Here is a 14899-nt window from a genome sequence, read left to right on the forward strand (position 1 = left end):
CCTAGCGTCTGTATTTAAAAAATTTTTCAAAAACATTTATGTAATCCTGAGCCACATACCTGCTGCTATGCCTTCTCAGTTGTTCATCTGAAGCCTGTTCCAGTTTCAGCCGTAATTTCGGATCGGCATATACAGCAGACATCTGGCGGTATAAATCATCCGCATCTCCTCTTTTAAACACCAGTCCGGCCTCCCCAACGGCCTCAGGAAGTCCTCCTCCATCAGAGACGATAGGAATACAACCACAGGCAAGACCTTCCAGGGCAACAATTCCAAAAGGCTCTCTCCACATTGAAGGCACAAGCAAATACGTATGGCGGTTTAGGATGTCAACAATCTGTTGTCCGCGCAGCGCTCCGGCAAATACGACCAGCTGTTCCAGCCCATATAATTTCACCTTAGCTTCAAGACCTTCCTGTTCAGGCCCGCTGCCAATGATCGTCAGGCTGCTTCCTTTGTGTTCTGCGGCAAAGTATTTAAAGGCTTCCAGGGCAAGACCGGCACCTTTGTCAGATACCAGGCGTCCCAGAAAAACAAAATCCTTTTTAACCGTTACCGAAGGATCTTTCTTAAAGATCTTTTCATTATAGGGGTTGCCAATCACAATGGCCCTGTCATAGGTACCTTTTCTAACGGCCTCGCTGCAGGCAACCAGTACTGTAGAGGTTCTTATCCAGAACTTTTTCATCATATTGAGCAGTTTGGCCTTTCCTTTATTGTCTGCGATCCAGGTTTGAATACCCGTGATCAGTGGTTTTCTTAAAAAGACATTCGGCCATGACATCCTTAAGGAGAGATTATTTTCAAATATTACGTCACACCACAGGATCGATTTAACAATCGTAAAAAATCCGGGGTCGCGAATGATCTGGTAAGAGAAAATCTCCTGCTGATCAAATTTTGTCCGTGTAAGCAAATGCACTTCATGGCCTGCGGCGATAAACTCCTCAGCCAGCATCTCGGAAATAGACTCAATTCCGCCTATAGCCGGGTAAAATGAATGTGATAGCAATAATATTTTCAAAACTTCTCCTTTAAAAAATGAATGGCAGCACCTTATACATAAACTTCAACTTATTTCCCTATCAACTTTTTCAAAGAAGACTTCATACTCATCGGAAGTGCCTGGCGCAGGAAATTTTCGATATTTCTCTTCCTGGTTTTTTGCTTCTCGTCATGCATATAAAAACACGTGTTCTTTTTAAGGCCGAAATAATTAAACTTCAGCAGGTCATTCTTATAGCCATCGTATAGTTCTACGAGATCCGGGCGGCTGCTGAAATTAAAGCGGTCATGATAGGCTGCAATCTGTTCAGGCCGGCCTGGATTATAATGACTGAAATGATAAAATATCAGGGGTACGCCATTCACCATATAACTGCCGTTCACTTTAGTCAGCACCCTGTCATGCAGGTTCCAGTGTGCCATGTTATAACCCGGGTACTTATCAATATATACGTTGTCAAAATATGCAGGCACGAGGTTCATCCATAACTGGTCTACGAAATATCCCCTTGTCAGATCCACAATACAGTCGTAACGCAGTTTATCTTCCCACCATTTCAGCATCTCGAAAGTGCTTTTAGATCTTTTCACCGCTAAAAACCCTAAGTTAAAGACACCCGTATTAAAGATGTGGATCTCCGTTGGGAGCGATTTATCATTTTCAGGAATCGGCTGCGTAAAATGTGGTGTTAATACGATATCATATTGATCAAGTTTAGCTTCCAGATCCGTCAACGGCTGAAAAACCTGAATATCAGGGTCAAAATAAGCGATCTTGTCGGCCTCGGGATACTTTTTAAATAAATGGCTGAAATAATAAGGCTTCACAGAGGTAACCAGCTCAACGATGGTATATCTTTTCACCATGTCGTCAAACCCTTCTATAGCCAGATCTTCTACAAACAGGGTTTCTCCGTCTAAAAAGGACAAATCTACATTGTTGACATTTTTATCTGCAATTCCGTAAATAAAGCGCCAGTCGGGATTTGTTTTTTTCAACGTTTCTGATAACGATTTAGCCTGTGCTAAATAATTGATGGAACATAAGGTAAAGGCGATCTTCATTTTGATGAGTTTAAAGAATTTATAAAAAGTTTCATAGTATCGTCTAATTGATTGGTAGTGCTGTTACGTTTAGGAATATAAAAATCTGCTTCAGACCTGATCAGGATCAGACTTTTATCAAATCCGATCTCCTGCACGCCGAAATCAAATTCCAGGTCGTTCTCTTTACAGAAACAGTATAATCCGTGTGCCTTAAAGGCCATAAAAGAACCACTTTTACCCGCTATAAAGGCAGGTGTGGTAATAATTCCGAAATCTGTAAAATAGGTAAGCCAGTAGGATATCATTTCCTGGCTGCAGGCACCTACTGTTAAGAAAGTGATCTCAGGATAAACTGCGGCCAGCTCCTTCCATTCCTTTTCACCGGCCGAGATCTTACCAATGGAATAGATCAGCGGGCGTTTACCTATTTTTTTACATGCTGCGGCAAAGGGTACCAGCAGCGAAGTCAGATCCCAGCTTTCCTGGTAAAAACTCCCGAAATTGCAGCCAATAACAAAATCCTCCCTGTCTTTTACAAGCCATTCAGGAATCTCTCCGGCATACGTATCATACGGCAGTTTCAGGTCTGATATATTACTGAATATAGGCAGGACTCCTGCTTTTATCCCATGGTTTGAAAGTATCTTCTGGTAAAGGGGAATGCTCGTCTGGATTACCTGAGGTTTTCCCTTTTTTAACATGGACCGGACGATTTTCTTTTGTAAAAACCCATATATCCTTGCCTTTAGCGCAGCGTTCTTCTTTTCTCCGAGCCAGAGTTCATGAAACATGATCTGCAGCCTGTACTTTCCGAGCAGGCCGGCAAAGGCTTGTACCATATGTAAAGGCATTCCTTTAGGCTGGTAGGCGTAAGAAACGTACTGGAGGCTGATCCAGTCCGGATTATTTTTTTTTATATAGGTTTCTGCCAGCAATGCTTTAGCCTTCCAGTCCATGGATGCCGGTATCCGCAGTACTTCTACCCCTTTACCATGATCATGCTGAAGAGCAGCGTCTGTTTCCTGAATATATTTATCATTGATGGCGATTACCGATGCTGAATGTCCCTGCGCGATCAATCCGCCTGCTAATTTGCGGGTATAATCACCAACACCATCCCGTCCTGGTTCAAGAGATCCACATAGGAAAACTAATCTCATATTTCTTTCCTCTCGCCAATTTTACGGGCAGGTGTCCCGGCCCAGATTTCATAATCGGGAACTGATTTGTTAATCAGTGACCCCGCTCCGACAACACTTCCTTTACCTATTCTCACTCCTTTGAGGATAATGCAGCCTGCGCCAATCCATACATCCTCTTCCAGTACAATATCTGCCTTATCTACAGGCTGTACATTTATTTTATAACGTTTGTCTATCTGATGGTTGATGTCTGCAAAAATTGTGTTGCTCCCGATCAGGCAGTCATCCCCAATGGAAATTACACTGTTACAATTGATCTCACAATTTCTGCCGATAAACACACGGTCACCCAATACTATTCGGTTATCATTTGAAAATGGGTTTTTAACCCAAAATACTACGTCATCCTGGATATTGCAATCACCGCCGATGGTCACATTGGCCGGCCATTCACATTTGATCCTTCCCAATGATCCGCCGGCTTTTATTTTCAAACCCAGGGCTTTCAGGTACCGCCTTCTTACCGAAGAACTGACTGCGTTTATTTTAGACCGGATTAATGCTAAAGGTGGCTGTTTCATCATTGTTCTTTTTACGTACCTATAAATCTTCCCAAAGCAGCAGACAGCTTCAGATCAAGCTTTTTAAAGCTCATTTCATTTTTTGAATACACACTGATCGGTGCATTACAGTATTTGAAATAGTTTTTTTCAAACAGATTAGGCTTTTTACCCTTTAACAGTAATTGCTTAACAAATTTCTTTTTCCATGGCTTTACTGAATCAATTGCGTGGGTCATTAAATAGGCCGGCTGTGAAAAGCCCATACCCTCCTGACCGATGATACTGAATACCAGATCAGATGACACAGTTATGGCTGCATTTAACAGGTCCTGATCCCCTTTAAATGACCGGGTACCATCCTTTTCAAATTGCGAGAGATCCCCGTCTCCCTGCTTATATTTATCTGTAAGATCGATCCACCTCTCCAGCAGTACGCGATCATCCTTTTTTATGCCTATAAACCCGCTGTTTACATAATATTCAACCGGATTAAAATATTGTTCTTCCATTCCTGATAATTTTCTCCAGTCGTTTCTCCATGGATGGTTAACATGTACAAAAGGAAAAGACAGATCCATACATAAAGAAATTCCTGTATTTGCCCAGTCGCGAAAAAACCTCCATGGTGCATTGATAACGATATCAGGATCGAAATAATAAACCTGTTCTACAGCGGGGTAAGTATTAAATACCTCATTCATATAAACAGGCTTATAATATCCAAAATGCATCTGTGTACTTACCGGTTCAAATTTTACTTTTAAAGTGCCCACCTGGTAACAGGATTCAGCATCAGCCCTACCTAACCCGGCTACCCATGACGGTAAATTGCCCCTGTAACCCACCAGTACCAACCCATCAAAATTGTTGCTGCTTAACGAGTTGATCAGTGCGGCAACACCGAAATGGTAATGATTTTCGTATAGGGTTACAACAACTTCTTTTAGACTTAATCCTGGCATAATCATCTTTAAATAAAAATAATGAACAGCAAAGCTTTCATTAACGGTTTCGTATAAACTTAGCAGGAACTCCTGCCCAAATCTGCCCCTCAGGAATCGATTTATTAACAATCGAGCCGGCACCAACAATACTTCCTTTACCTATGGTCACCCCTTTAAGGACTGCACAACGGGTACCGATCCAAACATCATCTTCCAGCGTTATGGTTTCAAAAGTACAGGCCTGTTTATTAATTGGTATTCCTGCTACGTTATCATGACTGGTATCCACAAAAGTTGTATTACTCGCAATGAGACAATCATTACCAATAATGATCTTTGCACAGGCATTAAACTGGCAGTCAGCCCCTACAAAGACATCGTTACCAAGCTGAATCATGTTATCGCCAGACCAGGGAGCAACAGTTTTAAATAATACACCATCTTCAATCTCACAATTGCTGCCAAAAAGAACGTTATTAGGCCATTTACATCTAATTTTCCCCAGTTTAAGTCCAGAGCCGGCTTTAAGGCCTAATTTTTTATAATAGCTGATCCTCAGAGATTCTTTTATCTTATGATACTTAAATCGAATACGTAAGGGGATAGACTTTTTCATATGGGTTGATCAGTTTAAGTTCAGCACCTACTTCCTAATTGTTATTAACTTCTTCTGTAAAACCTGCCGAATAAGCGAAGTATTCTAATCAGAATCGATTTATAGCGTACTACGCCATCACTATAAGGTTTCAGTTCAGGAGTATTTACATTTTCCCAGAAAGGAAGATCAGAGGTTCTTGGCGGCACACCGCCAATAAAAGAGCTCAAATATTTCATCTTCCAGGGTTTAACACCCATAGGATGCAACATCAGCGCGAGTCCATATTGGAAACCCATTGCCTCGGGACCAATGCTGGATATAGGCACATTGGTAATCATTGCAGCTAAATTCAGTGAATCCTGATTTGTACTGAATACGGGATATGTTCTGTCATAAACCCTCATTTTCTTCATATCACCACTGTGCTTGGCCAGGGTAGCAAAACTTTTATCCCAGTCTTTTATAAATTCGGCAGTATCACGCGTCCAGGACAGGAAGCCGCTGTTATAATAGCGTTCGAGGCTTTTATTTACGGTATAACCATCTTCCTCGGCAAACCTTGCCCACTTTCTTCTGATAGGGTTGGTGGCACTCATATCATAATTTACATCTTCACAAAGTCCGATGCCTTCACTTACCCACTCACCGAAAAAGCTCATCCGGTTGATAATAATAATGTCTGAGTCAAAAAAGAAATACTCCTGCGCTGTTGGTTCCAGCACCTCTGTCAGGTACAAAAACCATTTAGGTTTTTCATGGACCATATGAAGGTCGCCAACAATTTCAATGAATTCCAATTCAATACCGCAGTTCAGAATAGCAGATTTTCCACGGTCTGAACTTTTAAGTTCAGGAAGCCATGATGGTAAAGTTCCCCGGTACCCTACAATAATTTTATCAACATAAGGGCCGTTCTTTACTACCGAATTTACCAATGCGGCCAGACCTATAAAGTAATGCTTTTCAGCTAGAGTAGTTAAGATTTTCATCAGTAATTAATTTTTTTTTAAAGGTCATGAAGTTACCACGATCATTTTGATTGCTATTTGTGAGCGGTATGCTCGTGGTGGTTTCATTATAATTTTTATATTTTTTCAGCTAATTATTTATGGTCAGAAATGTTGGGTATGATTATCATTCTTTCACTCTTGATTTGATCTTCTTTGCCGGCACACCGCCCCAGATCTCATAATCAGGAATACTTTTATTCACCACAGCACCGGCAGCAATAACCACTCCGGTACCTATAGTTACGCCCCCCAGGATCACACTGCCGGACCCGATCCACACGTCATCCCTGACTTCAATCTTATTATATATACATCCCTGCTGTTTCATCGGAATGTTCAGATCATCGAACTCATGATGTGCGTCACTAAAAACGCACAAAGGTGCGATCATACAGTCTCTGCCAATTTTAAAGTGGTTTCCAACGTTGATCTGGGTAGAATGACCTATAAAATTGTTATCCCCGATTTCAATGATTGATTGTTTCCATGCACCTCCGGTTCTTAGTCTCACATGATCTTCCAGCACACAGTCATTACCTATAATTACCTGTTCAGGTATCTGCACGAGTATTTTTCCAATTTCATTATTCTTCCCGATCTGCAAACCCTGCATTTTTAACCAGGTTACCCTGCTCTTTTTGGAGAATTGATCGAGCATCACCCTTATCCGGAATGAAATTCGTGTAATTGTACTTCTATTTTCTGCTGTACTCGAGCCCATATTACTTTTTAAATGTTTTATAATAAAAATTAAGACTATGAATGGTGACAGGATAAAGGTTAATAAAGATATTGAACCAGAGCGCGCCTTTCAGGGTACTTACATTGAAGAGAAAAGCACCGGTAACGACAAATATAATGTTTCCTATAATGAGTACAGCCGGGTGAGTAGGCCAGCCTCTTGAGGAGGAAAGACTAAAAAACACCCCGCTCATTAAGGCCAGGCAACTTGCCAGGATACTTAACGTAAGTTCCACTTCCAGCCCCTGAAATTTCTGTCCCAGGATCCACAATGCAGGCTGAGGGAAAAGGTATACGATTCCACAAATCGTTGTACAGAGAATAACCATCACCACCTGTATCGTTATAAATTTACTCAACAGGCTTGTCCTGTTATCCGGAAGGCGGGCAAAACGAGGGGTAATTAATGTTCCAAAAAGCACCGTAAATATTGATAATACCATCGACAGTCTTCCCAGAGCGCCGATCTTGGCAATAGATTCCGTAGTACCAAAAAAAGAAATCAGCCATATAGTTATCTGCCCTGAAATACAGTAATAGATAGAGCCCGGCATCATCTTTTTAACGATCTCGATGATGTTCTTCCTGTAACCCGCGTCTGGCGGCTGGTTACTTTCGGCAAATTTCGAGACAATCTTTTGCAGCTTCATATTCCCGTACATCCGGGGAATTCCATTGGCCAGCAGGATAATAAAGGTAAAGGGGAAGAAAATCGAAAGTGTAGAAAGGAACATCCTGAAAAGGTTTACCATCACCTGGTTGGCCTGCAGCGGACGAATATCCTGATGCAGCTTCGGAACGATCTCCAGGAGTGAATCCGATAGCGCAGCATAAAAAGAAGGGATCAGTGTAGCTATGATCAGTAAAATCACCCATACCGTTGCCCCCTGATGTAGCAAAAGGTAGATTAAAATCGGCACAGCCACAAGCAAACTAAAAACAGCAAACTTTCTGCGCAGATCGAGTCCTGTAGATAAAACCAGGCCAAGCTGTTTTTTATCTTTCCAGACTTTTCCACCCTGGGCCATTACACCGGCACTGATACCGCCATCGGCCAGTACCGTCATCGTGGACAGCATCGTATTAGCTAAAGTATAAAAGGCATACTCTTTGGTAGGCAACATTCTAATAATCAGAATTCCGGTCAATAAGCCAGTCGCCTGAACCAGAATTTGAGCAGATCCGGCTATAGAAATCACCCTACCCCATTCAAAAAGTTTTGAATATTTCGGATTGGCATATACCCTGTTTATTAAACTCATCTAATTATTTTTTAAATATTCTGGCGAAAAACCCTTTTTTGTCATCCTGCTCCAGGCCATAACCGTATCCATAGCCATAGCCATAACGGCCTTCGCTTTTAACGTCATTCATCAGAATGGCGATGTTATGCATTTTCTTGTTCACATAGATCTCCTGAGGAATTTCCAGTTGTTCTTTGAAAGTGAATCCCTGGCGGACCACATATAGCGTCAGATCACTATATTTACTCAGCAGCTGAGCATCAGTCACCATTCCAATTGGAGGGGCGTCAATAATGATATTGTCAAAATTTTCGTCCAGGTACTTTATTAACACATCCATTCGCTTATTCAGAATGATCTCTGTCGGGTTTGGCGGTATATTTCCTGAGTTAATGATAAAGAGATTTTCGTGGGTTCCTGAAGGCTTAATAATATCAGCAGGTGCGACATCAGGAGAAACGATGTAATTCGTGAACCCAAAGTCATTCTTCATCCTCAGTTTATTGGAAAGGTTCGGTTTCCGCAAGTCCATTTCCATTATTACCACTTTTTTGCCTGATATCGCGAGAACAGTTGCCAGATTGATCGCAATAAACGATTTACCTTCTCCTGACATGCTTGATGTCAGCAATATAGTTTTCTCATTTTCATTCAGGAAAAATGCCAGATTTGTTCTCAATGCCCTGAACTGTTCTGAAATCGGAGTCCTGGAGCCCTGATCAACAACTATTGTATCAAGGATATTCGCACTCTTGCCGATTTCACCAATTATGGAGACTTGTGTATTATTCGTAACCTGTTCTTTGGAATTGATTTTATTATTTAACCTGTCTGCCACGAAGATGCTTGCAAAAGGGATCAGCAGGCCTACAAGGAATCCATATCCCAGAATGTTTGTTCTGATAGGACTGATCGGGCCAACCGAAGCAGGCGGTTCAATGATTTTACAATTTGACGTATTCGAAGTCTTTGATATCGCTGTTTCTTCCCTTTTTTGCAATAAGAAAACATATAATTCCTGTTTAATCTGTTGCTGTCTTGACAAGTCTAAAAAGCCCCTTTCCACAACCGGCACCTCATTAACTTTTCCGGCCAGCATATTAGAGCGGGCGTCAATTTTTTCCAGGGAAATCGTTAATGCCCTCTTCATACCTTTCAAACTTGACAGCATATCAGCTCTTGCCAGTGCAATCTGATTATTGAGATTTTGCATGTAAGGGTTATCTTCGGTTTGCCCTATGCTTCTCTTTTCCTTTTCCAGAACAATGCCGTTATACCTTGCCACAAGATCAGCAAAATTCGGGTCATCCAGTAAACCGCCACTTGGCACCAGTCTCTGGTTTGTGCCGGAATCTTCCAGGTACTTTTCAACTGAACCGATAATACTCAGCTGTGTTTCAGCCTTTGCCCGCTGCTCCAAATAATCGGCAGTAGAATTTACAAGCAAACTTGACTGTGCTGTCAGGTCAGCCAGCTTATTTCTCTGCTTAAAGGTCTGAACATTTCCCTCAACATTGCCCAGCTCCTTGCCCACGTAGAGCAGCCTGTTGTCAATGAAGGAAATTGTACTGTCGGCAATTTGGTTTTTATCCAATAGATTTCCATCCGTATATGCCTTTATAAGTTTATTCAGAACGTTTTCGGAAAAATCAGACACCGGATCTGTAAAACTCAGGTAGATCATGTCAACCTGCTTTATTGGTATAGACACCTCCAGTTTACTCAACAAATAAGAGACAGTACTTTTTATCGTGACAACATTAACTATATAGGTGTCTTTCTTATCAAACTGATCTGATTGTTTCTCTATTTGTACGCGGCCGAGTCCGGGAACAATAAAGGGTTCGTAGAAATTTACCAGCTTATCATATCTCTCATTATGCAGTCTTACTTTACTGCCGCTAAAATTCACTTCCAGGCTTACAGGTTTTATACTATCCGGAGAATCTAATAAGGTTAAGAGTATCGGGCTGTGTTTATAAAGATCAACCGTCAGGATCTTTCCTTTATGGAAGTAGCCGATATATGCCTTTGTATTTCTTACCACTTGTTCCATCAAGTGCCTTGTCTTAAATATCTCTACCTCTCCTTCAACATTGCTGGAAGTACTGAACTGGCTGTTAAGGGCCTTCGCCATTGCGTCCTCACCGGAAGACTGATTCTGGTCGCTTTTGATCAGGATTTTTGCAGTAGTTCTAAAGATCGGGGTGGTGTATCTCAGGTAAATATAAGATACTGACATAAACACTACTATTGATAGCAGAAACCAGTACCAGTTCCTGAGCATTTTAGCGGCAAGCAATTTAAAATCGACCTGGTTCTTTTCTACGAAGATGTCTTCTTGAGGAGGTATAGAATTACTCATGTTATTTGTTAAAGTCTTAAAATCTGGTTACGATAGTGATGATTAGTGTTGCTATCGCGATCGCAACTGTAATCAACTGAGTTCTTGGTGCGTTACTGGCCCCAATTTTGGCTTTTGATGGGGCGACGTATATCACATCGTTTTGCCTTAAATAATAATAAGGAGATGCTACAATTTCAGAATTCGTTAGATCCAGTCTGACGATATCCTTTTTATCGCCATTATCCCTCATCAGCATTACATTGTTTCTCTTTCCTGCGATGGTTAAATCACCAGCTAATGAGATTGCATCAAAAATTGTTACTTTCTCATTTGGTACGATATAGGAAGAGGGCTTCGCCACTTCCCCGAGCACAGTTATTTTGTAGTTCGCAAAACGAACCTGTACAGTTGGGTCTTTATAAAATTTTGATGCTCTTGTTTTAATCAGATTTTTCGCCTGGTTGGTGGTCAGGTCAGCCACTTTAACAGCGCCGATTATAGGGATTTCAACATTTCCTTCCTCATCCACCAAAAACCCGCTTATTGCGGCACCCTGGTCTGCGCCGGTACTACTGCCTCCGGTGGTACCCTGAGAAGTTTGGTTAAAAGCAGAAGGATCTGTCACGTCCTGTGTCTGAATAGAAATCGTTAAAATATCGTCGACCTGAATAAGAGGCTGTTTAAAAGCGGCTTTGGGGATCTGTGTATACTTCAGATTCAGCGAATCCAGATTTGATAAATAAACAACATTAGGTGTACTTCCACATGATGAAACCAGGCATGCGCCGAGGATGAGGACTAATAAAATGAGGTTATTGTTTTTGTAAATTTTAGACATAGAAAAGCTGGATTGATTTATACTTCAGGTTGGCCGGGAAATCCATTTTTAAAAATGAAAAACTGACAGCCGTAAAGGATTTCAGAAAAGTTACGGAATGATCCGGAGTCACCCGGTCAGAAGGGTCGGACATGTTATACCACGCATGAACATGGTATCGAAAACTAACAATATTTTTTCTTCCAAAAAAAGAGAACATCAATATAATTTCTTAAGTAAAATTGAAATCAAGCTTCTTAACAGCACAATTATTATAAAATTTTATATTCTACTAAGATAAGATATTTTGACATAGTATAATCAAACGTAAGCACCATATACATATTATTATTTGATTATATTAACGTTAAATATCTTAAATAGCATCGAATACATCAAACAGTGTTTTTATCATTCTCTTTTTAATAGCCTACAAATTGAAAACGCAATGTTTCCTATATTATTGCATCAAATATGTTACATAAAATTTGATTTTCTATAAAAAATTTAGAAAATCGGCATTCAAAATCATTTTTCACTCTTTTAATTATGCTCTATGAGTGATTTTATCTAAAAGTAACTTATAATTAAAAAACAAATATAATGCCAGTTATACGTTGCATAAATAACATCTTAGTGTACATAATACGACAAGTGCAATATACATATTTATACAAATAAGCACCCCTAAAAATAGGTTAATAATAGATAAAAAGCCCTTTTTTATTCATTTTCTTTTTCTATTTTTTTAAGGTTATCTGAATATCTATTCATATATACGACACTATCCGCGCATTAAACATTCCAAAAAAAACAAGCAGAAAAAAAATTAGCGTTAAACCCCATTTGAGTCAAATGCGGCATTAATTCGCCGTACTGACAATTATAAATTTGTTTATCAGATGTATTATGGAAGAATTATTGATCTTAAGGCTGATTTCTTTTTTATATACACCACAAACCCAAAAGATATTTATGTAACTTAATAGCGTAATTTCCGGAATTAATATCGTACTACACATATGACCATCCCCGTACTTAAAGATTTGAGTCAACGAAGCGCATCTGCAGACATTCTAAAAACAATATCAATACTAGCAGTAGTATTCATCCATGGATCTCATTTGTTTCCGTTTAGCCCTTCAAACCTCGATTTTGACCCAGAAAACCTGGATTTTTTTAAGAATGCATTTAGATTCTGTGTACCGGTATTCCTATTTATATGGGCATACTTTATGGAAAAAACGACCATAAAAAAAGGCGCAGGCAATTCGCTCGCCCGCTTCTATAAATTACTTATTCCTTTTATGTTTTGGTCATCGGTTTACTTTCTGCTAATAGCCAACTTCAAACAATTAAGTCTGGCCGCCATCATCAGCAAGCACCTGACGGGCTACGGATGGTCTGGTCAATATTATTTTATAATTTTATTCCAACTGCTCCTGTTATTTAGCATTATCCGCCGGATTGCGCTCAGGTTCGAGAGATTTGTACCAATTATATATATATTATCAATTCTATTCTATGGCTTTATTACCTACTCACACTGGTTTCAAATCGGAATCATTGGAAAGCTTAGTTACAGGCCTTTTTTTTATTGGATGCCGTATGTAATTCTGGGCATACTGTATGCGCATAGAAACATTTTCAGATTTTCGTTACCAGTCGCAGTAGTAGTTATTTCTCCCCTATTAATCCTCATTGAAATCTATTATCTGCATCCACCTCTTGAAAATATCTATATGCTTCCAGGCGTCTTTATTACCTCACTTGTTTTACTAAGTTCGATGCAGTCAAAATTAACATACGAAAACATTCCGCCACACGTAGGCAAATCTATTCAGGCCCTGGCAAATTATACCCTGGGCATCTTTTGCTTAAACCCGCTTATTATAATTATCCTAAGCAGTTTGGTAAAGAGAGTAGGGTTTTCGGTGCAGTTCCCGGGAGCTTCTATTGTATTACCACTGATATCCACGGTATTTATTTGCAGTGCCTGTATATTGCTGATCAATTTGATAAAGAAAATCAGGCTGGGGATATTGGTTGCTAATTAGACACTATACATTACCGGGATTCGCTTTAGATAACTGGTATTTACTGTATTTTATAAAACGCAGCGCAGTACTCAATAACCAATCGAAGAACTCTTTCCAGCTATTTTTATAAGATTCAAATGACAGGCCCAGCAAAATGCAAATCAGTAAGGTTACCGATCCGCCTACAGTCCACTGCATTCCCCGGCTTAAAGTAACCGGCAAAGTACATCTGGCCAATACAAGGAGTGGGTAATGAAGTACATAAATCGGGAATGTCAGGTTCGCTATCATCCGTACGTTTTTCAACGCTTTAGTATCTTTTAACCTTGGCTCAATATCTGTTGGCATCAGCCATATTCCTACAGCAACAAAAACTCCGACAATCCAGTCTGTGATATATGCTGCGCCCCAGAACAAACGCGGAGTTCCAACTTCATGAGGCATGCCCGGCAGTACTACCATCAACACAATAGCGATTAACATGAGCAGGGTCACCAGAATCCAGGAGACATCTATTCTTAACAAAGGTTTTTTCAAATGGAAAGCAGCCCAACCCATTACCCAGATCAGCATCATCGCTAAGATTTTAGGCCCTATAAATGCAGCGACCAGGAAGGGGATAATCCATCCTTTCCATCCCTTAAACCGATAGAAACACACTCCAAATAATACATAGTACCAAAATTCATATCCTAAAGACCAAACCGGGCCATTGATCAGCGGTGCCGAAGATAAAAACCATATTTCATTACAATAAACCAAAGTTATCAGGTACCGGAACAAATTATTTCCCCTATCATGCTGCGCATAAACTTCAGGGTTTATTGAATGTGCCGCAAGCGCACAAAGGATAGTAACCGCAATCGCAGGAAAATAAACAGAGCATAACCGCGTAAGGCGCGCGAGTGTATATTGATAGGCAGACCTGTGACCGCTCGAAGTTGTATAAGCAATTACGTATCCCGAAAGTACAAAAAATATAACTACGGAGCCATGCGACAAATGGCTTGGCAAAAGATCATTCATATGCTCCGGAAACCAAACCGCCTGACTATGAGCAAATAATACTACGAGCGAACAAGACAAACGTAACAAATCTAAGACAATACTGGAAACACCCTTTAAACTTTTTGCGGACTGAGCTAACATATAAGACCAATTAATCGCCCTAATCTACAATTTTAAATCAATATCTTGGAAAAGATTATCTCAAATTATTTAAACAAATTTTACCGCATAAAATTTATTTCAATAAAAAAATTAATTTCCAAGAGACTTGTATTTACACTTTATAGCTCTTTGAGTCAAAACTTATTGTACTTTTGTATAATAGTTTAAGAATAAGAAAAGCAGTTGCTATATTTTTAATCTAGCCGGGCCAATTATGGGTATGTCAGATCGT

Annotated in this window: 13 protein-coding genes; 1 reads left to right on the top strand and 12 read right to left on the bottom strand. The window is 40.1% G+C overall.

The annotated features are described in order from the left end of the window. Nucleotide 1: 1 nt before the first annotated feature. The 11 genes from BLW16_RS14350 to BLW16_RS14400 form a co-directional block, all read right to left on the bottom strand. Nucleotides 2–1024, bottom strand: coding sequence for a glycosyltransferase family 4 protein (locus tag BLW16_RS14350; protein ID WP_139298324.1), 1023 nt, complete (start codon nucleotides 1022–1024; stop codon nucleotides 2–4). Nucleotides 1025–1074: 50 nt separating this feature from the next. Further along, on the bottom strand, nucleotides 1075–2070 hold the full coding sequence (locus BLW16_RS14355; RefSeq protein WP_090557798.1) for a hypothetical protein: 996 nt from the start codon (nucleotides 2068–2070) through the stop codon (nucleotides 1075–1077). Next, complete coding sequence (locus BLW16_RS14360) at nucleotides 2067–3212, bottom strand: glycosyltransferase (protein ID WP_090557800.1); 1146 nt, start codon at nucleotides 3210–3212, stop codon at nucleotides 2067–2069. Before BLW16_RS14360 ends, BLW16_RS14355 begins: the two co-directional genes overlap by 4 nt. Beyond that, nucleotides 3209–3778 carry an acyltransferase gene (locus BLW16_RS14365; RefSeq protein ID WP_090557802.1) on the bottom strand — a complete coding sequence of 190 codons (570 nt, stop codon included), beginning with the start codon at nucleotides 3776–3778 and terminating at the stop codon, nucleotides 3209–3211. The genes BLW16_RS14360 and BLW16_RS14365 overlap by 4 nt, the downstream gene beginning before the upstream one ends. Before the next feature lie 8 nt (nucleotides 3779–3786). Further along, nucleotides 3787–4719 (bottom strand): hypothetical protein, encoded by a 933-nt coding sequence (locus BLW16_RS14370; RefSeq protein ID WP_139298325.1) that lies wholly within the window; start codon nucleotides 4717–4719, stop codon nucleotides 3787–3789. Nucleotides 4720–4759: 40 nt separating this feature from the next. Next, entirely contained in the window at nucleotides 4760–5317 is a 558-nt protein-coding gene (locus BLW16_RS14375) for an acyltransferase (RefSeq protein WP_090557806.1), read from the bottom strand. Nucleotides 5318–5361: 44 nt separating this feature from the next. Then, nucleotides 5362–6288: a hypothetical protein gene (locus BLW16_RS14380; protein ID WP_090557809.1), complete on the bottom strand. Its 927-nt coding sequence runs from the start codon at nucleotides 6286–6288 to the stop codon at nucleotides 5362–5364. Nucleotides 6289–6433: 145 nt separating this feature from the next. Beyond that, nucleotides 6434–7030 carry an acyltransferase gene (locus BLW16_RS14385; RefSeq protein ID WP_090557811.1) on the bottom strand — a complete coding sequence of 199 codons (597 nt, stop codon included), beginning with the start codon at nucleotides 7028–7030 and terminating at the stop codon, nucleotides 6434–6436. A 1-nt stretch (nucleotide 7031) separates the two neighbouring features. Then, nucleotides 7032–8312: a lipopolysaccharide biosynthesis protein gene (locus BLW16_RS14390; protein WP_090557813.1), complete on the bottom strand. Its 1281-nt coding sequence runs from the start codon at nucleotides 8310–8312 to the stop codon at nucleotides 7032–7034. 4 nt (nucleotides 8313–8316) lie between these two features. Further along, the gene (locus BLW16_RS14395) at nucleotides 8317–10659 is read right to left on the bottom strand and encodes a GumC family protein (protein ID WP_090557815.1); all 2343 of its coding nucleotides are present in this window, start codon (nucleotides 10657–10659) and stop codon (nucleotides 8317–8319) included. 16 nt (nucleotides 10660–10675) lie between these two features. Continuing rightward, nucleotides 10676–11479, bottom strand: a complete 804-nt coding sequence (locus tag BLW16_RS14400) for a polysaccharide biosynthesis/export family protein (RefSeq protein WP_090557817.1) — start codon at nucleotides 11477–11479, stop codon at nucleotides 10676–10678. Between the two features lie 1001 nt (nucleotides 11480–12480). Between BLW16_RS14400 and BLW16_RS24040 the strand changes: the two genes are divergently transcribed. Further along, the gene (locus BLW16_RS24040; RefSeq protein WP_090557819.1) at nucleotides 12481–13515 is read left to right on the top strand and encodes an acyltransferase family protein; all 1035 of its coding nucleotides are present in this window, start codon (nucleotides 12481–12483) and stop codon (nucleotides 13513–13515) included. Nucleotides 13516–13518: 3 nt separating this feature from the next. Here the strand turns inward: BLW16_RS24040 and BLW16_RS14410 are convergent, their stop codons facing one another. Beyond that, nucleotides 13519–14646 carry an acyltransferase family protein gene (locus BLW16_RS14410; protein ID WP_090557821.1) on the bottom strand — a complete coding sequence of 376 codons (1128 nt, stop codon included), beginning with the start codon at nucleotides 14644–14646 and terminating at the stop codon, nucleotides 13519–13521. Between the last annotated feature and the right edge of the window lie 253 nt (nucleotides 14647–14899).

The sequence above is a fragment of the Pedobacter hartonius genome (assembly GCF_900107535.1).
GTDB classification, from domain to species: Bacteria; Bacteroidota; Bacteroidia; order Sphingobacteriales; family Sphingobacteriaceae; genus Pedobacter; species Pedobacter hartonius.

What these genes read in the sequence shown, in the direction of transcription:
- BLW16_RS24040 (WP_090557819.1), top strand. Translation starts at nt 12,481, where the DNA reads ATGACCATCCCCGTACTTAAAGATTTGAGTCAACGAAGCGCATCTGCA.
- BLW16_RS14395 (WP_090557815.1), bottom strand. Translation starts at nt 10,659, where the DNA reads ATGAGTAATTCTATACCTCCTCAAGAAGACATCTTCGTAGAAAAGAAC.
- BLW16_RS14385 (WP_090557811.1), bottom strand. Translation starts at nt 7,030, where the DNA reads ATGGGCTCGAGTACAGCAGAAAATAGAAGTACAATTACACGAATTTCA.
- BLW16_RS14380 (WP_090557809.1), bottom strand. Translation starts at nt 6,288, where the DNA reads ATGAAAATCTTAACTACTCTAGCTGAAAAGCATTACTTTATAGGTCTG.
- BLW16_RS14365 (WP_090557802.1), bottom strand. Translation starts at nt 3,778, where the DNA reads ATGATGAAACAGCCACCTTTAGCATTAATCCGGTCTAAAATAAACGCA.
- BLW16_RS14355 (WP_090557798.1), bottom strand. Translation starts at nt 2,070, where the DNA reads ATGAAGATCGCCTTTACCTTATGTTCCATCAATTATTTAGCACAGGCT.
- BLW16_RS14410 (WP_090557821.1), bottom strand. Translation starts at nt 14,646, where the DNA reads ATGTTAGCTCAGTCCGCAAAAAGTTTAAAGGGTGTTTCCAGTATTGTC.
- BLW16_RS14390 (WP_090557813.1), bottom strand. Translation starts at nt 8,312, where the DNA reads ATGAGTTTAATAAACAGGGTATATGCCAATCCGAAATATTCAAAACTT.
- BLW16_RS14400 (WP_090557817.1), bottom strand. Translation starts at nt 11,479, where the DNA reads ATGTCTAAAATTTACAAAAACAATAACCTCATTTTATTAGTCCTCATC.
- BLW16_RS14360 (WP_090557800.1), bottom strand. Translation starts at nt 3,212, where the DNA reads ATGAGATTAGTTTTCCTATGTGGATCTCTTGAACCAGGACGGGATGGT.
- BLW16_RS14370 (WP_139298325.1), bottom strand. Translation starts at nt 4,719, where the DNA reads ATGCCAGGATTAAGTCTAAAAGAAGTTGTTGTAACCCTATACGAAAAT.
- BLW16_RS14375 (WP_090557806.1), bottom strand. Translation starts at nt 5,317, where the DNA reads ATGAAAAAGTCTATCCCCTTACGTATTCGATTTAAGTATCATAAGATA.